Origin of the sequence: Streptomyces sp. NPDC048473, assembly GCF_043200155.1 — a bacterium.
Lineage (GTDB): Bacteria > Actinomycetota > Actinomycetes > Streptomycetales > Streptomycetaceae > Streptomyces.
Genome location: NZ_JBICXE010000001.1, coordinates 316634 through 339893 on the forward strand (window position 1 = coordinate 316634; position 23260 = coordinate 339893).

Here is a 23260-nt window from a genome sequence, read left to right on the forward strand (position 1 = left end):
CTCCCGGATGAGTCTCCCGATGTCGCTGCTGATCTCAGCCTCGATCCCTGCGGCGCGGCATGGGGCGTCGCATGCGGCGTCGCATGCGGCGAAAAACGCCCGTGCAAGCGGAGTCTGCTCCTGCCGGTAGTCGCCGAACACCACGGGAGGGCCGCCCGACCATGTCAGACAGGCCTGCCCGTTGACGGCCAATCGCACATTGATGTTTGAGCCTTCAGGGCTTCCATGTCCCAAATTTCCATATATGACCTATGAGGGCTCTAGTGTCGTGCGGAGCAATCGAAGGAGCACATAGTGGCAGGTTCTTTGCAAGGTGAGACGGTCCTCGTTGTCGGGCGTGGAAGCGGCATCGCACGGGCGATTGCCGACGCGGCTATGGCCGAAGGGGCACATGTGGTCGCCGCGGGTCGTAACCGGGAGGCGCTCGAGGCCGCCTACAAGAACACAACCGTCTCCGTGAAGAGTGTCGACGTCACGGACGAAACCTCGATCGCGGCTCTGGCCGACCAGGTGAGCAGCGTCGATCACGTGGTGTCCACCGTATCGGCCAGGGCCCGCGGCGCTGTCGGGGAGCTGAGCCCGGAGGCGATCCTGTTGTCCTTCCACACAAAGGTCGTGGGCCCGATCATGCTGGCCAAGCACTTCGCACCGAAGATGCCGAGGACGGGGTCGTTCGTGCTGTTTTCCGGGGTGGCGGCTCTTGAGCCGGATCCCGGGTTTCTCGCGGTGGCGGCGACCAACGGCTCGGTGAACGTGGTGACCCGTTCGCTGGCCGTGGAGCTCGCCCCGCTGCGGGTGAATGCCATCTCACCAGGAACCATCGACACCGGGGCGTGGGACGGGCTTGGCGAGAAGAAGGATGCGTTCCTCGAGAAGAAGTCCGCCACCAACCCCGTGCGACGTATCGGTACAGCTGAGGACATCGCCCAGGCGGTGGTCTTCGCCATGACCAACACCTTCATGACAGGCGTCAGCCTGGCGGTCGACGGGGGGCAGCCGCTCGTGTAGACAGACCGGTCTTGTCACGCTGCGAGCTCCGGGCTCTCACCCGAGCCCCGGGCCCCGCAGGTCGTGTCGGTGTACGGGGCCCGGGAAGGACCACGCACACCGGGGCTGCAGCGGCATCGCTGCAGCAGGGAAGCCGGGCATCGACGCCCACGCCGGTTCAGGGGCGCCTCCGCGGGGGGCGTGGCCGTGGGGCGCAGCGAAGTACACATCACATGCCCAGGGCCCACACCCGGGCCTCCCACCTGGCAGTGCTTCGTCCCGCCGGATGAACTCCGACGGGACGAAGTGATCAAGGCCCCGAATTCGCCAACAGCATCCCAGACGGTTCGGGGCCCCACGTACAAGCGCACACGGCTCAGCCGTTCTTCGCCGCCTCCGCGGTGCCGTTCTTCTCCGGCACCTCCACGGCACTGTCCTCCGCACGCCCGGCGTCACCGTCCGCGTCCGCATCAGGCGCAACGGCACCGTCCGCGTCACCCGCGACGTCATCGCCCTCCGCGGCCTCGACGCCTTCGGCGTCCACCGCGCCCGGTTCCACGATCTCCTCGCGGCCCGGCCGTACCTTCGCCGAGATCACGATGTACGCCACCGCCAGCACGAACACGATCAGCGCGGTCCATACGTTCAGGCGCAGGCCCAGGATGTGGTGGGCCTCGTCGACCCGCATGTACTCGATCCACGCCCGCCCCGTGCAGTACGCGGCGACGTACAGCGCGAACGCCCGGCCATGTCCGAGCCTGAAGCGGCGGTCCGCCCAGATCACCAGCAGGGCGACGCCGATGCACCACAGCGACTCGTACAGGAACGTCGGGTGGTACGTACCGGCGACCCGATTGGGGCCCTCGCTGATCTTCAGCGCCCACGGCACATCGGTCGACTTGCCGTAGAGCTCCTGGTTGAACCAGTTGCCCCAGCGGCCGATCGCCTGGGCGAAGGCGATACCGGGGGCGAGCGCGTCGGCCCAGGCCGGCAGCGGGATCCCGCGGCGGCGGCAGCCGATCCAGGCACCGACGGCGCCGAGCGCGATCGCACCCCAGATGCCGAGGCCGCCCTGCCAGATCTTGAAGGCGTCGACCCAGTCCTCACCGTCGCTGAAGTACAGCTGGTAGTCGGTGATGACGTGGTAGAGCCGGCCGCCGACAAGGCCGAAGGGCACGGCCCAGACGGCGATGTCGGCAACGGTGCCGGCTCTGCCGCCCCGGGCGATCCAGCGCTTGTTGCCGAACCAGACGGCGACGAAGACACCGATGATGATGCAGAACGCGTAGCCGCGGAGCGGGATCGGGCCGAGATCGATCACGCCGGTCGACGGACTGGGAATGTAGGCAAGGTCCATGGCAGGGTCGACGCTACCCTGCCGGGTGGGGCGTACGGCAACCCACCCGGCAACGTCTGGGTAACGGGCAGGTCATCTGTTCCCCCTGCCGGACACCGCTCAGGAGCCCGACGGCGCCGGGGTGACCGTGCCCGGCTTCTTGCCCTTGTTGGCCTCGGCGACCCACTTCTTCAGGTTCGCCGCGGTGATCTGTTCGTTCCCCTTCTTCGGGAAGATCGGCTCACCGTTGAGCAGTGCGGTCGGCGTGCCCTGGAATCCGCCCTTCAGGAACGCCGTGTTGGACTTCTGGACCCAGGTGTCGTGCTTGCCGTCGTCCACACAGCTGCGGAAGGCGGGGGTGTCGAGTCCCGGGACCTTCCCGGAGAGCTCGATCAGCTTGGCGTTGTTGCCGAAGGCGTCGTCGGACTCCTGCGGCTGGTTGCGGTAGAGGACGTCGTGGTACGCGGAGAACTTGCCGACGCCCTGTGCGCAGGCCGCGGCGTTGGCCGCCCGCAGCGAGCCGCTGCCACCGAGATTGCCGTCGATGATCGTGGCGAGGTGGTACTCGACCTTGATCTGCCCGGAGCTCTCCAGCTGGTGGATGGTGTCCCGGAACGCGTTCTCGAACTGGGCGCAGACCGGGCAGCGGAAGTCCTCCCAGATGGTGAGCGTGGACGGGGCGCTGGCCGCGCCGACCGGGATGGCCAGGCTGTCCTTGCCGGTCGCACCGGACGGCGCGACGGCCGGGCCCGCCGTCTTGCTCTTGTCGCCCTTGTCGCCCGTATTCGCGGCGATCACGCCGACGACGGCGGCCAGCGCCAGCACACCCACGAGGCCACCGCCGACGATCAGCGTGCGCCTGCGGCGCTCGTGCGCCTTCTGGCGCTCGCGCTGCTGGACGAGCCGGTCTCGCGCGGCCCTTTTTCCCTGTTCGCTCTTCTCGCTCACACCCGCAGCAACGACCCGGGGAGGCACGTGCGTGCCTCCCCGGGTCCAGGTCCACCCGTTTGGATTACACCCGATTCAGCGCTTTCGAACGCCTTCGGCGAGTTCGCCCGCCAGGGAGCGGACCGCGGCCAGGCCCGCCTCCTCGTCGGGGGCGTCGAGCATGCCCTTGACGAAGGCGGAGCCGACGATCACCCCGTCGGCGAAGCCCGCGACCTCCGCGGCCTGCCGGGCGTTGGAGACACCGAGGCCGACGCAGACCGGGAGGGACGTCGTGGCGCGGGTGCGCGCGACCAGGTCCTGGGCCTGCTCGCCGACGGACTCGCGGGTGCCGGTGACACCCATCAGCGAGGCCGCGTACACGAATCCCGAGCCGGCCGCTGTGATGGTGGCGAGGCGCTCGTCCTTGCTGCTCGGCGCGACGACGAAGACGGTCGCGAGACCGTGCTTGTCGGCGTGCTCGCGCCACAGTTCGGACTCCTGGACCGGCAGGTCGGGCAGGATGCACCCGGCGCCGCCCGCCTCGGCGAGCTCGGCCGTGAAGCGCTCGACGCCGTACCGGTCGATCGGGTTCCAGTACGTCATGACGAGGATCGGGACACCGGTCGCCTCGTACGCCTCGCGGACCGTACGCATCACGTCGGCGATCTTCACACCGCCGCGCAGGGCGATGTCGTCGGCGGTCTGGATGACCGGGCCGTCGAGCACCGGGTCGCTGTGCGGCAGTCCCACCTCGACGATGTCCGCGCCGCCCGCCACGACCGCCTTCACAGCGGCGATCGCGCCGTCGACGGTCGGGAAGCCGGCCGGGAGGTACGCGATGAGCGCGGCCCTGTTCTCCGCCTTCGCCTGGGTGAGGGAGGAACTCAACAACTCCACATTGCCGCTCACTTGGTGACCTCCTCTTCCCCGTCGGCCACGTCGGCCTCGACGACCCCGTCGGTCCCGTCGTACAGCCCGAAGTAGCGGGCTGCCGTGTCCATGTCCTTGTCGCCGCGGCCGGACAGATTGACCACGAGCAGTCCGTCCTTGCCGAGCTCCTTCCCGACCTCCAGGGCTCCGGCCAGCGCGTGGGCGCTCTCGATGGCCGGAATGATCCCTTCGGTACGGGAGAGGAGGAGCAGCGACTGCATGGCGGCGTCGTCGGTGACCGCGCGGTACTCGCCGCGGCCGATGTCCTTGAGGTACGCGTGCTCCGGGCCGATGCCCGGGTAGTCGAGACCGGCCGAGATGGAGTACGGCTCGGTGATCTGGCCCTCGTCGTCCTGGAGGACGTAGCTGCGCGAGCCGTGCAGGATGCCGGGCTCGCCCGCGGTCAGGGTCGCCGCGTGCTCTCCGGTCTCCACACCGTGTCCGGCGGGCTCGCAGCCGATCAGCCGGACGTGGGCGTCCGGGATGAAGGCGTGGAAGAGCCCGATGGCGTTGGAGCCGCCGCCGACACAGGCGATGGCGGCGTCCGGCAGCCGGCCGGTCCGCTCCAGGATCTGGCGGCGGGCCTCGACGCCGATGACGCGATGGAAGTCGCGGACCATGGCGGGGAAGGGGTGCGGTCCCGCGACGGTGCCGAAGAGGTAGTGCGTGCGGTCCACATTGGCGACCCAGTCGCGGAACGCCTCGTTGATGGCGTCCTTCAGGGTCCTGGAGCCGGACTTCACGGCGATGACCTCGGCGCCGAGCATCCGCATCCGCGCCACGTTCAGCGCCTGCCGCTCGGTGTCGATCTCACCCATGTAGATGGTGCATTCGAGGCCGAAGAGCGCGCAGGCGGTCGCGGTGGCGACACCGTGCTGGCCGGCGCCGGTCTCGGCGATGACCCGGGTCTTGCCCATGCGCTTGGTGAGCAGCGCCTGGCCCAGCACGTTGTTGATCTTGTGCGAGCCGGTGTGGTTCAGGTCCTCGCGCTTGAGGAAGATCCGGGCGCCGCCCGCGTGCTCGGCGAAGCGCGGAACCTCGGTCAGCGCGCTGGGGCGGCCGGTGTAGTTGACCATGAGCTCGTTGAGCTCGGCGGCGAAGGCCGGGTCGGCCTTGGCCTTTTCGTACTCGACAGCGACCTCGTCCACGGCGGCGACGAGCGCCTCCGGGATGAATTTGCCGCCGAACGCACCGAAGTACCCCTCGGCGCTGGGGATCAGACCCTCCGGGTCCGGGATGAAGAAGTCAGATGACATCCGACGTGCTCCTCGACATTGCAATGGGTGGGTTCACCGTATGCGCCGTGAGCGGAGCGCCGCCGCGACCGGGGACGGTCGGGCGGTGCGGTCGTACGTACGACGTGCGTGGTGCGGGTACGTCGGCCGGGGCTCGCTACAGCGCGGACCCCGTGCGCCATCGCATGCCGTTGACCTGGCCGGGCTCGTCGCCGAGCACGTACCGCACGCGCCGGCCGTGCACGCGCCGGGCCGGGGCGCGGCAGCCGCGGGGGCGGCAGCCGCGCGCCAGCGGCGCGTGCGGGTCCCGGGCCGTCGTTGCGGCGGGGCGCAGGCCCGGCCGGATGCGGGACCCGGGGCGGTCGGCGGACACGGTTGCGGTCAGCTCCGTCCGTGCCGGAGCGCCGGATGGGCGCCGGCGGCGACCAGGTCGGCGACGGCGGCCCGCGGGTCGCGGCCGGTGACCAGGGATTCGCCCACGAGCACCGCGTCGGCGCCCGCGTTGGCGTATGCGATCAGGTCGTGCGGGCCGCGGACGCCGGACTCGGCGACCTTGACGATGTGGTTCGGGATCTCGGGGGCGACGCGCTCGAAGGTGGAGCGGTCGACCTTGAGGTCCTTCAGATTGCGCGCGTTGACACCGATGATCTTCGCCCCGGCGTCCACGGCGCGTTCCGCCTCCTCCTCGTCGTGCGCCTCGACCAGCGGCGTCAGGCCGATGGACTCGGCACGCTCGATCAGGGAGACCAGGGCCTCCTGGTCGAGGGCGGCGACGATCAGCAGGGCGAGGTCGGCGCCGTAGGCGCGGGCCTCCCAGAGCTGGTACGAGGTGACGATGAAGTCCTTGCGCAGGACCGGGATGTCGACCTTGGCGCGGACGGCCTCCAGGTCGGCGAGGGAACCGCCGAAGCGGCGCTCCTCGGTGAGGACCGAGATGACGGACGCGCCGCCGGCCTCGTAGTCCGCGGCGAGCGCGGCCGGGTCGGCGATCGCGGCAAGTGCCCCCTTGGAGGGGCTTGAGCGCTTGACCTCGCAGATGACGGTCACGCCCTCGCCGCGCAGGGCGGCGACTCCGTCCTTGGCCGCAGGAGCGCGCGCCGCGCGTTCCTTCAGCTCGTCGAGGCTGACACGCGCCTGCCGCTCTGCGAGGTCGGCGCGTACGCCATCGATGATCTCGTCGAGCACACTCACGCGAGCGGCCCCCTTCCGGGACGGTGATGAGGGAACAGGATCAGCCATGTCAATGCTATCCGCAGGAGGCCGAAGGGCCCGAATCCGGTCGACGAATGTCCCACTACCTGGGCATTCAAGGCGCCAGCGCCGATCCGAACGGCAGATTCCGGACGACCGAGAAGATCAGCAGCACGGCCCCGATCCCCCACCAGACGACGGGCTTCGCGGCGATGCTCATGGGCCTTCCCCGGGAGGCGCGGGCCATCCAGACCACCCAGAGGACGGCGAAGATCCCGTAGCCGACGACGGCGAGCGCGTTGGAGCCGAGGGCGGCGGCGATGTCGCCGTGCGCGACGGCGTGGGCACTGCGCAGCCCGCCGCAGCCCGGGCAGTACAGGCCGGTGAACCGGAGCAGTGGGCAGACCGGGTAGTGGCCCGGCTGATTGGGGTCGACGGCACCGACGTAGCCGAACGCCCCGATGACGGCGGCCATGACCCCCACCGGGGTGGCGAGCCGCCGGATGCGCGAGGCGGGGACGGGGGCCGGAGGGAAGACCGGCGGGGACGGCTGCCGGCCGGACGTCAGCGGATATCCGGACATCGGCCGGTGGCCGGGGGCGGGCCGGGGGCCCTGCGCCGACGGTGCGGCGGCTGGAGTAGGCGATGCGTCCACTCGGTGATTGTCCCCGCTGATGCGGAAAGGCGCAGCCCGGGCCGGGCTGCGCCTCGCATTCGTACGGGTGGTGCGTGCGTCAGGAGATCTGGGCCTGCGCGGCACGGGCCCTGGCCTGGGCCATCTCCTCCGACTCCTTCGGCATGCCGAGGCCCGCGGCCTTCATCGCGAGGCCGACGATCCCGCCGAGGAGGATGACGGCGATACCGGCCCAGAAGCCGATCGGGCTGGCCGCCACCATGAAGACGCCTGCGATGCAGAAGCCGATGAAGGAGATGATGACACCGGTCCAGGCGGCCGGGGTGTGTCCGTGGCTGCTGCCCGCCATGAGTTGCTCCTTGTTGGTGATGCGCTGTTGGTATCGCTGTACGCAAAGCTGGTGCCGCTGTTGGTGCCGCTGTGCAGAAAGCTCAGCCTCATTGTCCCGTACGCGCGGGTAGGACGTGAGCCTGGGGGTCATGCCTCGCGCGTCGGGTCCTCGCCGCGGTCCAGGGCCTTCCACAGGTCCTCGGGCCGGTCCGGGTCCGGGGCGGTGCGGGCGGCCTTGCGGGGGCGGGGGGTGCCGTCCCGTTCGTACCGTCCCGACATGGTGGGCCAGAGCTTCCCGTACCGCAGGGCGAGCAGCCCGGCGAGAAGGATCAGCAGGCCGCCGGCTGCGGTGACGTAGGGCCACGCGGTGTGGCTGAGGGCTTCGATGGTCGCCGAGGCGTCGCCGGTGGTCTGCGCGGCCTTCTCGTCGAGCGCCGAGCTGTCGGAGGCGCCGAGGTAGGCGCTCAGTCCGGCACCGAGGCCGCTGAGGGCGAGGAGCCCGGCGACGATCAGCCGGCCGCTGCTGCGGACGGCGAAGACGGCGACGAGGGCGGCCAGGCCGACTATGGCCAGGGCCGCCGGGAGACCGGTGACGTCCTGGCCGTCGGCGGTCAGCGGCAGGGATCCGCCACCGACGGCCGCCCGGCCCTCGGCCCAGGTCTGGCCGGAGGCGAGCAGGACGACGGTGGCGCCGGCCGCCCCGAGAAGCAGGCCGGCGGCCAGGCTGCGGCGGCTTCCCGCGGCGTCGGACGCGGTGCCGGCTCGGGCACGGGGCTGGGGTACGGGGACAGCACTCACGTACTCCACTATCCCTTACCGCCTCATGCTCCGCGGAGCCGGTTGGCCGTATGCACCGCGCGGAGCACCGCGGCGGCCTTGTTGCGGCACTCGGTGTCCTCGGCGACCGGGTCGGAGTCGGCGACGACACCCGCTCCGGCCTGGACATACGCCGTGCCGTCGCGGAGCAGGGCGGTACGGATCGCGATGGCGGTGTCGGAGTCCCCGGCGAAGTCGAGGTAGCCGACGCAGCCTCCGTACAGTCCGCGGCGGGCCGGTTCGAGCTCCTCGATGATCTGCATCGCACGGGGCTTGGGAGCACCGGAGAGGGTGCCCGCGGGGAAGCACGCGGTGAGGACGTCGAAGGCGGTGCGGCCCTCGGCGACGCGGCCGGTGACGGTGGAGACGATGTGCATCACGTGCGAGTACCGCTCGATCGACATGAAGTCGACGACCTCGACGCTGCCGGGTTCGCAGACCCGCCCCAGGTCGTTGCGGCCGAGGTCGACGAGCATCAGGTGCTCGGCACGTTCCTTCGGGTCGGCGAGGAGTTCGTCGGCGAGCGCCTGGTCCTCCTGCGGGGTGGCGCCGCGGTGCCTGGTCCCGGCGATCGGGTGGACCATGGCGTGTCCGTCCTCGACCTTGACGAGGGCTTCCGGGCTGGAGCCCGCGACGTCGAAGCCGTCGAAGCGGAAGAGGTACATGTACGGCGACGGGTTGGTGGCGCGCAGCACCCGGTAGACGTCCAACGCGCTTGCGGTGCACGGGGTTTCGAAGCGCTGGGAGGGGACGACCTGGAAGGCCTCACCGGCCCTGATGCGTTCCTTCACGTCCTCGACGGCGTCCTGGTACGCCTTGCCGCCCCACAGCGCGGTGTACGGGGGGAGCTCGGACGGCGGGAGGGAAGCGGGGGCGTTCTCGACGGGGCGCGAGAGGTCCTGCTCCATGACGTCGAGACGGGCGACGGCGTCCGCGTACGCCTCGTCGACGCCGGTCGCGAGGTCGTTGTGGTTGATCGCGTTGGCGATCAGCAGGACGCTGCCGTCCCAGTGGTCGAGTACAGCCAGGTCCAAGGTGAGCAGCATCGTCAGCTCGGGGACATGGAGGTCGTCCTCGACGCTGTCGCCGATCTTCTCCAGGCGGCGGACGATGTCGTAACCCAGGTAGCCGACCATGCCGCCGGTGAACGGGGGCAGCCCGTCGTCGACGACCAGGTCGTGGGGGGTGTGCAGGGTCTCTACGGTGGCGCGCAGGGCCTGCAGCGGGTCGCCGTCGACGGGGACGCCGACGGGCGGGGTGCCCAGCCAGTGGGCCTGTCCGTCGCGTGCGGTGAGGGTGGCGGCGCTGCGTACCCCGATGAAGGAGTAACGCGACCAGGTGCGGCCGTTCTCCGCGGATTCGAGGAGGAAGGTGCCGGTGCGCTCGCCCGCGAGTTTGCGGTAGAGCCCGACCGGGGTGTCGCCGTCCGCGAGGAGCCGGCGGCTGACGGGGATGACGCGCCGGTCGACGGCCAGCTTGCGGAAGGTATCCAGATCCATGGCAGCTGATCCTACTGAGCGAGCGGGAGGACGTCGGCGTCGAAGCAGGTGCGGTCGCCGGTGTGGCAGGCGGCACCCGTCTGGTCGACCTTGACGAGGAGGGTGTCGGCGTCGCAGTCGAGGGCGACGGACTTGACCTGCTGGATGTGGCCCGAGGTGTCGCCCTTGACCCAGTACTCCTGACGGCTGCGGGACCAGTAGGTGCAGCGGCCGGTGGTGAGGGTGCGGTGCAGGGCCTCGTCGTCCATCCAGCCGAGCATCAGCACCTCGCCGGTGTCGTACTGCTGGGCGATGGCCGGGACGAGTCCGTCGGCGCCGCGCTTGAGGCGGGCGGCGATGGCCGGGTCGAGGTTGCCGGACGGCGGCGGAGTGCTGGGCGTGGGCGCGCTGGTCATGCACCCATTGTGCCGTGGCCGCGGGAGCGGTTCTGTGCGACGTCCACTGGGCGGACGGCGTACGGCGGTCGTACGCTGGCGAGCATGTCGACCCATGCGAAGCGTGAACGACTTCTGCTCGCCGACCTGTTGGAGGCGGCGGGACCGGAAGCCCCGACCCTGTGCCACGGCTGGACGACCCGGGACCTGGCCGCCCATGTGGTGGTCCGCGAGCGCCGGCCGGACGCGGCGGGAGGGGTGGTGCTGGGCGTTCTGAAGAACCGCCTTGAACGGGTGCAGGCGGAATACGCGGCGAAGCCGTACGAGGAGCTGATCCAGCTGATCCGTACCGGACCGCCGAGGATGTCCCCGTTCGGTCTGAAGCAGATCGACGAGGCCGCCAACACGGTCGAGTTCTACGTCCATGCCGAGGATGTGCGCCGGGCTCAGCCGGACTGGTCGCGGCGGGAGCTGGACCCGGTCTTCGCCGATGTGCTGTGGTCGCGCGCCGAGAAGACGGCCCGGCTGCTGGGCCGCAAATCCCCGGTGGGGCTGGTGCTGCGCCGCCCGGACGGCCAGACGGCGGTGGCGCACAAGGGCACCCCGGTGGTGACGGTCACCGGCGAGCCGGGCGATCTGCTGCTCTTCGTGTTCGGGCGGCAGGACGCGGCGACGGTGGGTCTTGAGGGCGACAAGGAGGCGGTGGCCCGGCTGCACACGGCGGAGCTGGGGATGTAGGACCGACCGGCAAGGGCGTACGGGTCCGGGTCAGCGCGGGAGTTCCGCGCGGCGCAGCCGGGTGAAGGCCAGACCGGCCGTCGCCCCCGCCGCGCACACCGCGGCGCTGGTGACGAAGACCGGGCCCGTCCCCCAGGCGGCGACGGCGGCTCCCGTGACCGGGTAGCTGAGCGGGGCGATCGCATGGGTGAAGAGCGTCGAGACGGAGGTGACCCGGCCCAGATGGGCGGGGTCGGTGACGGTCTGGGTCAGGGCGCCGCACAGGGCCCCGCCGAGGCCGGCGAAGAGCCCGATGCAGACGGCGACGGTGGCGGCGAGGCCCACCGAGGGAACGTAGGCCAGGGCAGCGATGGCGACCGAGCCGATCAGCACCGTCAGGCACATCACGAGCCCGGCCCGTGGCACCCTGCCGCGCACGGCGAGCAGCAGGGCCGACCCACCGGCGCCGATGCCGAACGCGGCGACGATCCAGCCCATGCCGGACGCCCCCCAGCCGCGCTGCCCGGCGAGCAGGATCAGTCCGAGGTTGAGCGGCCCGGTGAAGCCCAGCTCGCTGATGGCGATGACGAGCATCAGCGGTCCGAGCAGCGGGTGGCGACGGATGTGGCGCAGCCCGTCCGCCAGTTCGTGCCAGGCGGTACCGGACGGTTCGGCGCTCTCCTGGGCGGGCAGCGGGCTGATCCGCAGGGACAGGAGTAACGGCAGCGATACGGCGAAGAGCACCCCGGCCGCGGCGAACGCGAGCGTCGGACCGCCGAGAGCCACCGCGGCGCCACCGAGCGGGGCTCCGACGACATTGGCGGTACGGGAGGCGAGTCCGCGCAGTCCCTGGACCCGGGCCAGCTGTCCAGCGGCGGTGATCCGGGGCGGCAGGGCGCCGACGGCGGGCAGGAAGAGGGCGTCGACCACGCCGAAGACGAGCGCGACGGCGATCAGCATCCACAGGGCGGGCGAGGTGAGCAGCAGTGCGCCGGCCAGGCCCAGGACGACCAGGCAGCGGGCGGCGTCGCTGCCGATGACGACGCGGCGCGGTCCGATCCGGTCGGCGAGCACTCCCCCGCCGAGCATCAGCAGGGCCCGGGGTATGGAGCCGACGGCGAGGACGAGCCCGGTCTGGGAGGCACTGCCGGTGCGGGCGGCGGCCCAGGCGAGCGCCATGTAGTAGACGCTGTCGCCGATCATCGATGCGGCGTAGGCACCGAGCCAGCGCAGGACGTTGGCGTCGCGGTGGGCGGGGCGTTCGGGAGCTTTCGTGGCCGTGACGGTGACGGTCATGAGGTCGTCCTCTCGGGGCGCCGGCTCAGATGCGGAACGGGAATGTGTACAGGTGCACCGCGACGTTCTCGCGCCCTTCCGTGTCCCCGGCCTCGTCGCGGGCGCGGCCGAGCTCCTCGTACCGGTCGATCAGCTCGTGCACCTCGCGGCCGAGCGCGGCGAGCTCGTCCGCGGTGAGCCGGGCCAGGTACTCGGAAGCGCCGGAGGCGCTGCGCCACTCCGGGGACCAGCTCTGGGCCGAGTCGAGGTAGCGGCGGTACAGCTCGTTGTGCTGGTCGAAGGAGAGCCGGCCGACAGCGGCATGCGTGGCGACCTTCTCGGGCGCGTCGCTGAAGTCCTCGTCGTGGAAGTTCAGCCCCTTCGAGGCGGGCTGCCACCAGCGCTCCCGCCCGTCCTTGCCCTGCGTCTCGGCCTCCTCGATCAGACCGTGGTCGGCAAGCTTGCGCAGGTGGTAGCTGACCAGCGAGACCGCCTCGTCGACCTGCTCGGCGAGCTGGGAGGCGGTGGCCTTACGGGAGATGTAGAGCGCCCGGTACAGCTTCATCCGCAGGGGGTGCCCGAACGCCTTCAGGGTCTCCAGATCCGAGACACGGCGCGATTCATTGCTTGCCATGCCCTCCACCGTAGATAGGAAAGAAAACTTGCGCAATCTTTATTGCGCAATAAAAGTTGCGGGATTCGGTGCCGATGTTGCCGCGATCGGAGAAGAAACGGCCCTCAGAACGCCGATCGCCGGACGAGCCAAAAACGGCTCGTCCGGCGATCGATGAGTGCTGCGGTCAGCGGACCGGGTGTCCGGCCTCCCTGAGAGCGCCCTTGACCTCGGAGATCCGCAGATCGCCGAAGTGGAAGACGGACGCGGCGAGCACCGCGTCGGCGCCCGCCGCGATGGCCGGCGCGAAGTCCGCGAGCCGGCCCGCGCCGCCGGAGGCGATGACGGGGACGGTCACATGCTCCCGTACCGCCGCGATCATCTCGGTGTCGTAGCCGTCCTTGGTGCCGTCGGCGTCCATCGAGTTGAGCAGGATCTCGCCCGCGCCCAGCTCGGCGGCCCGGTGCGCCCATTCGACGGCGTCGATGCCGGTGCCCTTGCGGCCGCCGTGCGTGGTGACCTCGAAGGTGCCCGCGGGCGTGCGCCGGGCGTCCACGGAGAGCACCAGGACCTGGCGGCCGAAGCGCTCGGCGATCTCCCGGATGAGGTCCGGGCGGGCGATGGCCGCGGTGTTGACGCCGACCTTGTCCGCACCCGCCCGCAGCAGCCTGTCGACGTCGTCGGCGGTACGGACGCCGCCGCCGACCGTGAGCGGGATGAAGACCTGCTCGGCGGTGCGGCGCACCACGTCGTAGGTGGTCTCCCGGTCGCCGCTGGACGCGGTGATGTCCAGGAAGGTCAGCTCGTCGGCGCCCTCGGCGTCGTACAGCTTCGCCATCTCGACGGGGTCGCCCGCATCGCGCAGGTTCTGGAAATTGACACCCTTGACGACCCGGCCGTTGTCGACGTCCAGGCACGGAATGACACGTACCGCGAGAGTCACCGCGCACCTGCCCGGTATGCCTCGACCTCGACCTCGACGACCAGGCTCGGGTCCACGAAACCGGACACGATGATCATCGACGCGGCGGGGCGGACGTCGTCGAAGAGCTCCTTGTGGGCGCGGCCGACCTCGTCCACGTCCCGGGCGTGCGTGATGTACATCCGGGTGCGGACGACGTCCTCGCGGCCCAGACCGACCTGCTTCAGCGCGTCGAAGGCGACTTTGAAGGAGGTGACGGCCTGCTCGTACGGGCCGCCCGCGGCGATCTGTCCGTTGACCACCGACGTGCAACCGGCGACCAGGACAAGGCCGTTGGACAGCTCGACCGCGCGGGAGTAGCCAAACTTGTCCTCCCAGGGGGCGCCGGAGGAGATGCGGTTGACGGAGTCGGTCATCCGGAGACCACCTGCAGCGCCTCTTCGAGGGTGAACGCCTTCGCGTACAGCGCCTTGCCGACGATCGCGCCCTCGACACCGTCCGGGACGAGCGAGGAGATGGCCCGCAGGTCGTCCAGCGAGGAGACACCGCCGGAGGCGACGACGGGCTTGTCGGTGGCGGCGCAGACGTTCTTCAGGAGCTCCAGGTTGGGGCCCTGGAGCGTGCCGTCCTTGGCGATGTCGGTGACGACGTAACGGGCGCAGCCCTCGGAGTCGAGGCGGGCGAGCGTCTCGTAGAGGTCGCCACCGTCGCGGGTCCAGCCGCGGCCGCGCAGTGTCGTGCCGCGGACGTCCAGGCCGACGGCGATCTTGTCGCCGTGCTCGGTGATGACCTTGGCGACCCACTCGGGGGTCTCCAGTGCGGCGGTGCCGAGGTTGACCCGGGTGCAGCCGGTGGCGAGGGCCGCGGCGAGCGAGGCGTCGTCGCGGATGCCGCCGGAGAGCTCGACCTTGATGTCCATGGAGCGGGCGACCTCGGCGATCTGCGCCCGGTTGTCACCGGTGCCGAACGCGGCGTCCAGGTCGACGAGATGCAGCCATTCGGCGCCCGCCCGCTGCCAGGCGAGGGCGGCCTGCAGGGGGTCACCGTAGGAGGTCTCGGAGCCGGACTCGCCGTGGACGAGGCGGACGGCCTGGCCGTCGCGGACGTCGACGGCGGGGAGGAGTTCAAGCTTCGGCATTACAGCGTCTCAATCCAGTTGGTCAGCAGCTGGGCGCCGGCATCGCCGGACTTCTCGGGGTGGAACTGGGTGGCCCACAGGGCACCGTTCTCCACGGCCGCGACGAACGGCTCGCCGTGGGTGGCCCAGGTGACCCGGGGCGCGCGGATCTTGGCGTTGGTGACCTCCAGGCTCCAGTCGTGCACGGCGTAGGAGTGCACGAAGTAGAACCGGGCCTCGGGGTCGAGACCTGCGAAGAGCTGGGAGTCCTCGGGGGACCGCACGGTGTTCCAGCCCATGTGCGGGACGATCGGGGCCTTCAGCGGGGCGACGGTGCCGGGCCATTCGTCCAGCCCCTCCGTCTCCACGCCGTGCTCGATGCCGCGCTCGAAGAGGATCTGCATACCGACGCAGATGCCCATGACGGGGCGGCCGCCGGAGAGCCTGCGGCCGATGATCCATTCACCGCGGGCCTTCTTCAGCCCCTCCATGCAGGCGGAGAACGCACCGACGCCGGGCACCAGCAGCCCGTCGGCGTTCATCGCCTTCTCGTAGTCGCGGGTGATCTCGACATCCGCGCCGACGTGGGCGAGGGCCCGCTCGGCGGACCGGACATTGCCGAAGCCGTAGTCGAAGACGACGACCTTCTTCTTGCCGCTCTTCTGCTTGTCGCTCACAAGCTTCTTCTCGTCGCTCACAAGTCGTACCTCAGTCCCAGAGTCCCTGGATCCGCATGACACCTGCGACCAGGCACATCACGGACGCGAGCCCGAGCAGGACGATGACGCCCTTGGGCATCTTCTGCTTCGAGAAGGAGTAGACCCCGCCGGCCAGGAACAGGCCGACCAGGATCAGGATGGTGTTGAGGCCGGTCACAGCGCGCCCTTCGTGGAGGGAAGAATTCCGGCAGCGCGCGGGTCGTGCTCGCCGGCGTAGCGCAGGGCGCGGGCGAGCGCCTTGAACTGGCACTCCACGATGTGGTGGGCGTTGCGCCCGTACGGCACGTGAACGTGCAGGGCGATCTGCGCCTGGGCGACGAAGGACTCCAGGATGTGCCGGGTCATCGTCGTGTCGTACTCGCCGATCATCGGCGCCATGTTCTCGGGCTCGGTGTGCACCAGGTAGGGGCGACCGGAGAGGTCGACGGTGACCTGGGCGAGCGACTCGTCCAGCGGGACGGTGCAGTTGCCGAAGCGGTAGATGCCGACCTTGTCGCCGAGAGCCTGCTTGAAGGCGGCGCCGAGGGCGAGGGCGGTGTCCTCGATGGTGTGGTGAGAGTCGATGTGCAGGTCGCCGTCGGTCTTGACCGTGAGGTCGAAGAGCCCGTGCCGGCCGAGCTGGTCGAGCATGTGGTCGTAGAAGCCGACCCCGGTCGACACATCGACCTTGCCGGTGCCGTCGAGGTTGATCTCGACGAGTACCGAGGTTTCCTTGGTGGTGCGTTCGACTCTTCCTACGCGGGCCGCGCGAGTCATGCGTCGTGCTCCTTCTTGAGTTCGCGTACCGCATCGAGGAACGCGTCGTTCTCTGCCGGGGTGCCCGCGGAGACCCGCAGCCATCCCGGTACGCCGTTGTCCCGGACCAGGACGCCCCGGTCGAGGATCCGCTGCCAGGCGGTGTGGCTGTCGGCGAAGCGGCCGAACTGGACGAAGTTGGCGTCCGAGTCGGTGACGTCGTAGCCGAGAGCGCGCAGCCGGGTGACGATCCGGTCGCGCTCGCTCTTGAGCTGCGCGACGTATCCCAGCAGCGTATCCGTGTGCTCCAGGGCGGCGAGCGCGGTGGCCTGGGTGATGGAGGACAGGTGGTACGGCAGCCGCACCAGCTGGACGGCGTCGACGACGGCCGGGTCGGCGGCGAGGTAGCCGAGGCGCAGTCCGGCGGCGCCGAACGCCTTCGACATGGTGCGTGAGAGCACCATGTTCGGCCGGCCCTCGATCAGCGGGAGCAGCGAGGCGTGGTGGCTGAACTCGCCGTACGCCTCGTCGACGACGACCATCGACGGCTTGGCCGCCTGGGCCGCCTCGTACAGCGCGAGAACGGTGTCGGCGTCGACGGCGGTGCCGGTGGGGTTGTTGGGCGACGTGATGAAGACGACGTCGGGCCGGTGCTCGGCGATGGTCTTGCGCGCACCGTCGACATCGATGGTGAAGTCCTCGTTGCGCGGTCCGGAGATCCAGCCGGTGCCGGTGCCGCGGGCGATGAGGGCGTGCATGGAGTACGAGGGCTCGAAGCCGATCGCGGTACGCCCCGGGCCGCCGAAGGTCTGCAGCAGCTGCTGGAGCACCTCGTTGGAGCCGTTGGCCGCCCAGACGTTGGCGAGGGCGACCTCGTGCCCGGCGGTGCGGCTGAGGTAGCGGGCCAGCTCCGTACGGAGCTCGACGGCATCCCGGTCGGGGTAGCGGTTGAGGTCGCGGGCGGCCTCGCGGACACGCTCGGCGATCCGGTCGACGAGCGCATCGGGCAGCGGGTACGGGTTCTCGTTGGTGTTCAGCCGCACGGGAACGTCGAGCTGTGGCGCCCCGTACGGGGACTTGCCGCGCAGTTCGTCGCGGATCGGGAGATCGTCGATGCGTGTCGTCGGCGTGGTGTTGCTGTGCGTCACTGCTGCGGAACCTTCCAGCCGAACCTGGCCTTGAGCGCGGCGCCGTGGGCGGGAAGGTCCTCCGCCTCGGCGAGGGTCACGACGTGGTGGGTGACCTCGGCGAGCGCGTCTCGCGTGTAGTCGACGATGTGGATGCCGCGCAGGAAGGACTGCACCGACAGGCCCGAGGAGTGGCAGGCGCAGCCGCCGGTGGGCAGGACGTGGTTGGAGCCGGCGCAGTAGTCGCCGAGCGAGACCGGGGCCCACGGGCCGACGAAGACCGCCCCGGCGTTGCGGACCCGGTCGGCGAGCGCGGCGGCGTCGGCGGTCTGGATCTCCAGGTGCTCGGCGGCGTACGCGTCGACGACCCTGAGGCCGTCCTCCAGGTCGTTGACCAGAACGATCGCGGACTGCCGGCCGGCCAGTGCGGGCTCGATCCGGTCGGTGACGTGCTTCGTCGCGGCGACCTGAGGCTTCAGCTCGGCCTCGGTGGCGGCGGCCAGTTCCTCGGAGTCGGTGACGAGGACGGCGGCGGCCATCGGGTCGTGCTCGGCCTGGCTGATCAGGTCCGCGGCGACGTGCACCGGGTCGGCGGTGGAGTCGGCGAGGATCGCGATCTCGGTGGGGCCCGCCTCGGCGTCGATGCCGATCCGGCCCTTGAGGAGGCGCTTGGCGGCGGCGACATAGATGTTGCCGGGGCCGGTGACGAGATTCACCGGAGGGCATTCGGCCGTTCCGTACGCGAACATCGCGACGGCCTGGGCGCCGCCGGCCGCGTACACCTCGTCGACGCCGAGCAGGGCGCAGGCCGCGAGGACGGTCGGGTGCGGCAGACCGTCGAAGTCCTTCTGCGGCGGGGACGCGACGGCGATGCCCTCGACGCCCGCCTCCTGGGCCGGTACGACGTTCATGACGACGGACGACGGGTAGACGGAGCGCCCGCCCGGTACGTACAGCCCGACGCGCTCGACCGGCACCCACTTCTCGGTGACGGTGCCGCCGGGGACGACCTGGGTGGTGTGCGTGGTGCGGCGCTGCTCGCGGTGGACGAGGCGGGCGCGGCGGATCGACTCTTCGAGGGCGGCCCGTACGGCGGGGTCGAGCCGCTCCAGCGCCTCGGCGATCGCCGCGGCCGGAACGCGGATCGAGTCGATCCGTACGCCGTCGAATTTCTCCCCCCACTCGATCACTGCCGCGGAGCCACGATGGCGTACGTCCTCGCAGATGGGCCGCACCGTCTCCAGGGCGGCTTCCACGTCGAACTCGGCACGGGGCAGCAGGTCGCGCAGGGCTCCACCCTCGGGGAGGGCGTTGCCGCGCAGATCGATTCGAGAGATCACACCGCAATTCTCGCAGACCGCCTCCGGCGTCCGGTCGCCCGTATCACTGGCTGATACATGTCCCGGCTGTCACTGCTGACCAATAGCTTTCACTTCGTCACTCAGAGGGAAGAACAGCTCCGAGCGGAAGGGGCACCCGTGACCGAACCGCACGACGGCGATTTTCCGGACGGTCTCAGCGCAGCCGAGCTGGGCATGTGGCAGGCATTCCGGAACGGCAGCACCTACGATCTGCGCGCCCGCGACCCGGCGCGGGACGATCCGTTCGCGCCGCGCGTCTGGGGACCGGAGCGCAGCGTGGACGGGCGCGTCGTCGCCCGGCTGCTGCTGTCCGGACCGCCGCCTCGGCCCGGCCGGGTCGCGGCGCTGAAGCTCCGGGGTGTACGGATCACCGGGACACTGGATCTCGCGGGCGGGCGCGTCGCGCCGTACGTCGAGCTGACCGGCTGCCGCTTCGAGAGCGAGGTGGTGCTGCCCGAATGCCATTTCACGACGTTGCGGATGGTCGGCTGCGCGATGCCGCGGCTGGAGGCGGCCCGGCTGCGCACGGAAGGCGATCTGCATCTGCCGCGCTGCCGCATCAAGCACGGGATCCGGCTCACCGACGCACAGATCGGCACCGATCTGCTGATCAACCAGATCGAGATCGGTCCCGACCGGAGTGGGCGGGCCCTGGCCGGTGACGGGCTGGCGGTCGCCCAGGATCTGCAGGCGGAGATGGTCGAGGCACGCGGCGAGCTGAGCCTGCGCGGGGCGAAGGTCGGCGGTTCGCTGAGTCTGCGCGGCAGCCGGCTGCGGGGCAGGGAGGGGCGACGCGCGCTGAACGCCCCTCAGCTGACCGTGGAGCGGACGCTGTACATGAGCGAGGCGTGGGTGAGCATCGACACCGGGAACCAGGGCACCACTCCCCCGTACGGCATCGTCATGGCCCCGACCCCGGCGCGCGGTACGCGTTCGCAGAACTTCGAGTGCCGCGGCGGGGTACGCCTGGACGACGGGCGGTTCGGCGACGCGGTCGATCTGCACAAGGCACGGTTCGTGCTGGCCAGGCACGAGGAGCTGTCGCTGCGCCGGATCGTCACCCCGGAGCTGCGGTTCAACGCGGAGCGGCCGGAGGAGGGCCGGGTCGTGCTGAACGGTGCGAAGGTCGTCACGCTGATCGATGTGTCGACCAGCTGGCCGGGGCCCGGCGGTCTGGCGATGGGCGGTTTCGTGTACGAGAACCTCGTTCCGTACGGGCACTTCCCGCTCTCCCGGCGCCTGGAGTGGGTGGCGGCGGCGACCCCGGAGTACGTACCGGAGCCGTACGAACGCCTCGCCACGGTGCTGCGCAACTGCGGGGAGGACGCGGACGCCCGCGAGGTGCTGCTGGCCAAGCAGCGGCGGCGCCGCGAGACGCTGCCGCCCGCCGCGAAGCTCTGGGGCTTCCTCCAGGACTGGACGGTGGCGTACGGCTACCGGCCGGGGCGGGCCGCGGTGTGGATGGCGGTGCTGTGGGCGGCGGGTGCGCTGGCCTTCTCCCAGCACGTCCCGGCGGCGATCAAACAGGATGAGCATCCGCAGTGGAACCCGGCGCTGTACGCACTCGATCTGCTGGTGCCGGTGATCAACCTCGGCCAGGACGGTTACTGGCGGATGGAGGGCGGCTGGCAGTGGGCGTCGGCCGTGCTCGTCCTGCTGGGTTGGATACTGGCCACGACGGTCGCGGCGGGCGCCTCACGGCTGCTGCGCCGGGGCTGACCGGATCCGGCTTCGCCCGGTCGGACGGCCGGCCGTCCGACCGGGCGAAGCCCTTCTGCGGAGCGGTCGCGGTGGCCGTAGGCCGTGATCGAACGACCTGCCGAGCCACGGCCGAACTGCCGGAAGCCGATGGCCAAAGGAGTGGGAACAAGCCAGATTCCCCGCTTTCCTTTACCTTTTATTGACCCAGCTCGATACAACCCATTCACTCGGCACCAAAGCTTCACAGCGCCCCCCTGGCGCCGTCCCGACCAGCGCTTTTCAATGGTCTGCACCATGCCATTCCTTCGCGCTCTGCTCCGTACCGCGCGCATGATCCGGCGCTCCCCCCAGGGATCCGCCGGACTGCCCGCGGACGACGCGGTGCTGCTCGACGCCCCCGACGAGCGGCTCTCTCCGGCGCTCGTCGCCGCCGCCCTCGGGGAGTACGAACCGGCCGCGAAACTCCTCGCCACCACCCGGGACGGCGCCGAGTGGGAGAACCGGGACCGCTACCTCAGCCGGCTCGTCACGTTCGCCCGCAACCGCGACGGCTGGCTGACCGACTGGCTCGCCGCCGCGCCGCACGACCCGGACGCGCTGCTCGTCAAGGCCCAGCTGGCGGTCCGCCGGGCCTGGGAGTCGCCCGTCCGGGCCGAGCAGCTGCGCGAGGTGGGACCGCTGATCACCGCGGCGGCCGAGAGCGATCCCCGCGACCCGGTGCCGTGGCGGCTCGCGCTCGACCACGCGCGCGGCACTCACGCCACGCACACCATGTTCGAGGCGCTGTGGAAGCAGGCCATCCAGCGCTCCTCGCACCACTACGGCTGCCATGTCGCGGCGCTGCGGTACCTCTCCGCCGCCTGGTACGGCTCGCACCGCGAGTGCTTCGACTTCGCCGAGCGGGCCGCCGAGGACTCGCTGCCCAGCTCGCTGGTGCAGGCGCTGCCGCTGCGGGCCGCCCTCGCCCTGCTGAACGAGGGCCCGGACGTACGGACCACCTCGGTGCAGGAGGAGCGGATCGACACGGCGGCGGATCTGGCGATCACGCTGTCCGCCTCGTTCGCGCCCGGCGATCCCTGGCCCGCCGAGGTCCGCAACCTGCTGGCGTTCGTGCTGGTCGCCCGGGGCCGATGGGACGAGGCGCTGGAACAGTTCCGGCAGATCGGACCCCATGCCACGTCGTTCCCGTGGTCCTCGGTCTCCGACGATCCGCTCGGCCGGTTCCTCGACGCGAGGGACGAGGCGCGGCTCCGGGTGGCCTGTGTGGCGCCCTTGCCGGGCCGGGCCGACCGGGGCCGGCCCCGCGGCCATTACGCTTGACCGTTGTGACCACCGCTCGCCTGCCTCTGTTCCCGCTGAACGCGGTGCTGTTCCCCGGCCTCGTGCTGCCGCTGAACGTCTTCGAAGAGCGTTATCGCGCCATGATGCGCGAGCTGCTGAAGACCGACGACGACGAACCCCGCCGCTTTGCCGTGGTTGCGATCCGCGACGGCCGCGAGATCGCCCCGACGGCCGCCGGAATGCCGGAGGCGGTGAGCACCCCCGTCGAGCGCGGCCCCGCGGACGGCTTCGGCCCCGATCCGATCCAGACCTTCCACCGGGTCGGCTGTATCGCCGACGCGGCGAAGATCCGGGAACGGCCGGACGGCAGCTTCGAGGTCCTCGCGACCGGCACCACCCGGGTCAAGCTGCTCTCCGTCGAGGCGAGCGGCCCCTATCTGACGGCCGAACTCGAAGAGCTGGACGAGGAACCCGGCGAGGAGGCCGGCGCGCTCGCCGAGGGCGTCCTGCGGGCCTTCCGCAGCTACCAGAAGCGGCTGGCCGGGGCGAACGAACGCTCCCTGACGACGGGCGCGGAGCTGCCCGACGACCCCTCCGTCGTCTCCTACCTGGTCGCGGCGGCGGCCGTACTCGACATCCCGTGCAAGCAGCGGCTGCTCCAGGCACCCGACACCGCGACCCGGCTGCGCGAGGAACTGACGCTGCTGCGCTCCGAGACCGCCGTCATCCGGCATCTGCCGTCCCTGCCCGCGGTGGACCTGACGCGTGCCCCGACCCACCCCAACTGACTGACGACCGACCCGAGGAACCTTCCCCGTGGCGAAGAAGCCGAAGAAGCAGCAACAGTCCGGCGGCACCCCGGCAACGGTCGCGCTGACCGCGGCCGGCACGGCGTTCACCGTCCACTCCTACGATCACGACCCGGCGTCGGCCTCCTACGGCGAGGAGGCGGCCGAGGCTCTGGGCGTCTCCCCCGACCGGGTCTTCAAGACCCTGGTCGCGGATGTCGACGGCGCCCTCACCGTGGCGGTCGTCCCGGTGGCCGGCTCCCTGGATCTCAAGGCCCTGGCCTCCGCTGTGGGCGGCAAACGAGCCGCGATGGCCGACCCGGCAGCCGCAGAACGCACCACCGGCTACGTACGGGGCGGCATCTCCCCTCTGGGCCAGCGGAAGCAGCTGCGTACGGTGCTGGACACGTCGGCACAGTCCCACGAAACAATCTGCGTCTCGGCGGGCCGCCGCGGCCTGGAGGTCGAACTGTCCCCCACGGACCTGGCGTCCCTGACGGGGGCGGTGTTCGCGGAGATCGGCCGGGGGTAGGCAAAATCAAGCCCGCCCGGCGTTTGAGGGCACATTCCAGCCCCTCCGGCGTTTGAGGAGCGGGGTCCCGGGGCGGAGCCCCGGTTCGGGAAGGGGCGGGCAGGGGACAAGCC

27 protein-coding genes are annotated in these 23260 nt (G+C 70.8%); 6 read left to right on the forward strand and 21 right to left on the reverse strand.

Annotation, left to right across the window (positions count from 1 at the left end; all coding sequences use genetic code 11):
• Positions 1-294 precede the first annotated feature (294 nt).
• Positions 295-1008 (forward strand): SDR family oxidoreductase, encoded by a 714-nt coding sequence (locus ACGFU7_RS01490; protein ID WP_393691159.1) that lies wholly within the window; start codon positions 295-297, stop codon positions 1006-1008.
• A gap of 355 nt (positions 1009-1363) precedes the next feature.
• Here ACGFU7_RS01490 and lgt read toward each other — a convergent pair whose 3' ends face one another.
• From lgt to hisI, 11 genes are all read right to left on the reverse strand, one after another.
• Complete coding sequence (gene lgt, locus ACGFU7_RS01495) at positions 1364-2344, reverse strand: prolipoprotein diacylglyceryl transferase (RefSeq protein ID WP_393691161.1); 981 nt, start codon at positions 2342-2344, stop codon at positions 1364-1366.
• Between the two features lie 99 nt (positions 2345-2443).
• Positions 2444-3271, reverse strand: a complete 828-nt coding sequence (locus ACGFU7_RS01500; protein ID WP_393691163.1) for a thioredoxin domain-containing protein — start codon at positions 3269-3271, stop codon at positions 2444-2446.
• A gap of 75 nt (positions 3272-3346) precedes the next feature.
• Entirely contained in the window at positions 3347-4159 is an 813-nt protein-coding gene (gene trpA / locus ACGFU7_RS01505; RefSeq protein WP_393691165.1) for a tryptophan synthase subunit alpha, read from the reverse strand.
• Entirely contained in the window at positions 4156-5436 is a 1281-nt protein-coding gene (gene trpB / locus ACGFU7_RS01510) for a tryptophan synthase subunit beta (RefSeq protein ID WP_393691167.1), read from the reverse strand. The genes trpA and trpB overlap by 4 nt, the downstream gene beginning before the upstream one ends.
• Before the next feature lie 136 nt (positions 5437-5572).
• A complete protein-coding gene (gene trpM, locus ACGFU7_RS01515) occupies positions 5573-5788 on the reverse strand; it encodes a tryptophan biosynthesis modulator TrpM (protein WP_393691169.1) in 216 nt (71 codons plus the stop codon).
• A gap of 8 nt (positions 5789-5796) precedes the next feature.
• Complete coding sequence (trpC, locus tag ACGFU7_RS01520) at positions 5797-6606, reverse strand: indole-3-glycerol phosphate synthase TrpC (RefSeq protein ID WP_393691171.1); 810 nt, start codon at positions 6604-6606, stop codon at positions 5797-5799.
• 115 nt (positions 6607-6721) lie between these two features.
• Positions 6722-7261: a DUF2752 domain-containing protein gene (locus ACGFU7_RS01525; protein ID WP_393691173.1), complete on the reverse strand. Its 540-nt coding sequence runs from the start codon at positions 7259-7261 to the stop codon at positions 6722-6724.
• Positions 7262-7340: 79 nt separating this feature from the next.
• Complete coding sequence (locus ACGFU7_RS01530; RefSeq protein ID WP_393691175.1) at positions 7341-7589, reverse strand: HGxxPAAW family protein; 249 nt, start codon at positions 7587-7589, stop codon at positions 7341-7343.
• 128 nt (positions 7590-7717) lie between these two features.
• Entirely contained in the window at positions 7718-8377 is a 660-nt protein-coding gene (locus ACGFU7_RS01535; RefSeq protein ID WP_393691177.1) for a TIGR02234 family membrane protein, read from the reverse strand.
• Positions 8378-8391: 14 nt separating this feature from the next.
• Positions 8392-9885 carry an anthranilate synthase component I gene (locus ACGFU7_RS01540; RefSeq protein ID WP_393691179.1) on the reverse strand — a complete coding sequence of 498 codons (1494 nt, stop codon included), beginning with the start codon at positions 9883-9885 and terminating at the stop codon, positions 8392-8394.
• An 11-nt stretch (positions 9886-9896) separates the two neighbouring features.
• Positions 9897-10280 carry a phosphoribosyl-AMP cyclohydrolase gene (gene hisI, locus ACGFU7_RS01545; protein WP_393691181.1) on the reverse strand — a complete coding sequence of 128 codons (384 nt, stop codon included), beginning with the start codon at positions 10278-10280 and terminating at the stop codon, positions 9897-9899.
• Positions 10281-10364: 84 nt separating this feature from the next.
• On the opposite strand from hisI, the gene ACGFU7_RS01550 reads away from it, so the two are divergent.
• The gene (locus ACGFU7_RS01550) at positions 10365-10997 is read left to right on the forward strand and encodes a TIGR03085 family metal-binding protein (RefSeq protein ID WP_393691183.1); all 633 of its coding nucleotides are present in this window, start codon (positions 10365-10367) and stop codon (positions 10995-10997) included.
• Positions 10998-11027: 30 nt separating this feature from the next.
• Here the strand turns inward: ACGFU7_RS01550 and ACGFU7_RS01555 are convergent, their stop codons facing one another.
• The 10 genes from ACGFU7_RS01555 to hisD all read right to left on the reverse strand — a co-directional run bounded on the left by ACGFU7_RS01555 (position 11028) and on the right by hisD (position 18824).
• The gene (locus ACGFU7_RS01555) at positions 11028-12272 is read right to left on the reverse strand and encodes an MFS transporter (RefSeq protein ID WP_393691185.1); all 1245 of its coding nucleotides are present in this window, start codon (positions 12270-12272) and stop codon (positions 11028-11030) included.
• A gap of 25 nt (positions 12273-12297) precedes the next feature.
• On the reverse strand, positions 12298-12885 hold the full coding sequence (locus ACGFU7_RS01560; protein WP_393691187.1) for an ArsR/SmtB family transcription factor: 588 nt from the start codon (positions 12883-12885) through the stop codon (positions 12298-12300).
• 166 nt (positions 12886-13051) lie between these two features.
• The gene (gene hisF, locus ACGFU7_RS01565; RefSeq protein WP_393691189.1) at positions 13052-13807 is read right to left on the reverse strand and encodes an imidazole glycerol phosphate synthase subunit HisF; all 756 of its coding nucleotides are present in this window, start codon (positions 13805-13807) and stop codon (positions 13052-13054) included.
• Complete coding sequence (locus ACGFU7_RS01570) at positions 13804-14202, reverse strand: RidA family protein (protein ID WP_393691190.1); 399 nt, start codon at positions 14200-14202, stop codon at positions 13804-13806. Before ACGFU7_RS01570 ends, hisF begins: the two co-directional genes overlap by 4 nt.
• Positions 14199-14924, reverse strand: a complete 726-nt coding sequence (gene priA / locus ACGFU7_RS01575; protein WP_393691192.1) for a bifunctional 1-(5-phosphoribosyl)-5-((5-phosphoribosylamino)methylideneamino)imidazole-4-carboxamide isomerase/phosphoribosylanthranilate isomerase PriA — start codon at positions 14922-14924, stop codon at positions 14199-14201. The genes ACGFU7_RS01570 and priA overlap by 4 nt, the downstream gene beginning before the upstream one ends.
• Complete coding sequence (gene hisH, locus ACGFU7_RS01580) at positions 14924-15580, reverse strand: imidazole glycerol phosphate synthase subunit HisH (RefSeq protein ID WP_383968695.1); 657 nt, start codon at positions 15578-15580, stop codon at positions 14924-14926. Before hisH ends, priA begins: the two co-directional genes overlap by 1 nt.
• Before the next feature lie 31 nt (positions 15581-15611).
• Positions 15612-15779 carry a hypothetical protein gene (locus tag ACGFU7_RS01585; protein WP_176740053.1) on the reverse strand — a complete coding sequence of 56 codons (168 nt, stop codon included), beginning with the start codon at positions 15777-15779 and terminating at the stop codon, positions 15612-15614.
• Complete coding sequence (hisB, locus tag ACGFU7_RS01590) at positions 15776-16378, reverse strand: imidazoleglycerol-phosphate dehydratase HisB (RefSeq protein ID WP_393691194.1); 603 nt, start codon at positions 16376-16378, stop codon at positions 15776-15778. Before hisB ends, ACGFU7_RS01585 begins: the two co-directional genes overlap by 4 nt.
• The gene (locus tag ACGFU7_RS01595) at positions 16375-17505 is read right to left on the reverse strand and encodes a histidinol-phosphate transaminase (RefSeq protein WP_393691196.1); all 1131 of its coding nucleotides are present in this window, start codon (positions 17503-17505) and stop codon (positions 16375-16377) included. The genes hisB and ACGFU7_RS01595 overlap by 4 nt, the downstream gene beginning before the upstream one ends.
• The gene (gene hisD / locus ACGFU7_RS01600) at positions 17502-18824 is read right to left on the reverse strand and encodes a histidinol dehydrogenase (protein WP_393691198.1); all 1323 of its coding nucleotides are present in this window, start codon (positions 18822-18824) and stop codon (positions 17502-17504) included. The genes ACGFU7_RS01595 and hisD overlap by 4 nt, the downstream gene beginning before the upstream one ends.
• A gap of 138 nt (positions 18825-18962) precedes the next feature.
• Between hisD and ACGFU7_RS01605 the strand changes: the two genes are divergently transcribed.
• The 4 genes from ACGFU7_RS01605 to ybaK all read left to right on the forward strand — a co-directional run bounded on the left by ACGFU7_RS01605 (position 18963) and on the right by ybaK (position 23147).
• On the forward strand, positions 18963-20564 hold the full coding sequence (locus tag ACGFU7_RS01605; protein WP_393691200.1) for an oxidoreductase: 1602 nt from the start codon (positions 18963-18965) through the stop codon (positions 20562-20564).
• Between the two features lie 264 nt (positions 20565-20828).
• Positions 20829-21866 carry a hypothetical protein gene (locus ACGFU7_RS01610; protein WP_393691202.1) on the forward strand — a complete coding sequence of 346 codons (1038 nt, stop codon included), beginning with the start codon at positions 20829-20831 and terminating at the stop codon, positions 21864-21866.
• A gap of 5 nt (positions 21867-21871) precedes the next feature.
• The gene (locus ACGFU7_RS01615) at positions 21872-22615 is read left to right on the forward strand and encodes an LON peptidase substrate-binding domain-containing protein (protein ID WP_393691204.1); all 744 of its coding nucleotides are present in this window, start codon (positions 21872-21874) and stop codon (positions 22613-22615) included.
• A 28-nt stretch (positions 22616-22643) separates the two neighbouring features.
• The gene (gene ybaK, locus ACGFU7_RS01620; RefSeq protein WP_393691205.1) at positions 22644-23147 is read left to right on the forward strand and encodes a Cys-tRNA(Pro) deacylase; all 504 of its coding nucleotides are present in this window, start codon (positions 22644-22646) and stop codon (positions 23145-23147) included.
• The last annotated feature ends 113 nt before the right edge of the window (positions 23148-23260 follow it).

What these genes read in the sequence shown, in the direction of transcription:
- lgt (WP_393691161.1), bottom strand. Translation starts at nt 2,344, where the DNA reads ATGGACCTTGCCTACATTCCCAGTCCGTCGACCGGCGTGATCGATCTC.
- trpB (WP_393691167.1), bottom strand. Translation starts at nt 5,436, where the DNA reads ATGTCATCTGACTTCTTCATCCCGGACCCGGAGGGTCTGATCCCCAGC.
- ACGFU7_RS01530 (WP_393691175.1), bottom strand. Translation starts at nt 7,589, where the DNA reads ATGGCGGGCAGCAGCCACGGACACACCCCGGCCGCCTGGACCGGTGTC.
- ACGFU7_RS01540 (WP_393691179.1), bottom strand. Translation starts at nt 9,885, where the DNA reads ATGGATCTGGATACCTTCCGCAAGCTGGCCGTCGACCGGCGCGTCATC.
- hisI (WP_393691181.1), bottom strand. Translation starts at nt 10,280, where the DNA reads ATGACCAGCGCGCCCACGCCCAGCACTCCGCCGCCGTCCGGCAACCTC.
- ACGFU7_RS01550 (WP_393691183.1), top strand. Translation starts at nt 10,365, where the DNA reads ATGTCGACCCATGCGAAGCGTGAACGACTTCTGCTCGCCGACCTGTTG.
- ACGFU7_RS01555 (WP_393691185.1), bottom strand. Translation starts at nt 12,272, where the DNA reads ATGACCGTCACCGTCACGGCCACGAAAGCTCCCGAACGCCCCGCCCAC.
- ACGFU7_RS01560 (WP_393691187.1), bottom strand. Translation starts at nt 12,885, where the DNA reads ATGGCAAGCAATGAATCGCGCCGTGTCTCGGATCTGGAGACCCTGAAG.
- ACGFU7_RS01570 (WP_393691190.1), bottom strand. Translation starts at nt 14,202, where the DNA reads ATGACCGACTCCGTCAACCGCATCTCCTCCGGCGCCCCCTGGGAGGAC.
- priA (WP_393691192.1), bottom strand. Translation starts at nt 14,924, where the DNA reads ATGCCGAAGCTTGAACTCCTCCCCGCCGTCGACGTCCGCGACGGCCAG.
- hisB (WP_393691194.1), bottom strand. Translation starts at nt 16,378, where the DNA reads ATGACTCGCGCGGCCCGCGTAGGAAGAGTCGAACGCACCACCAAGGAA.
- ACGFU7_RS01610 (WP_393691202.1), top strand. Translation starts at nt 20,829, where the DNA reads ATGGTCTGCACCATGCCATTCCTTCGCGCTCTGCTCCGTACCGCGCGC.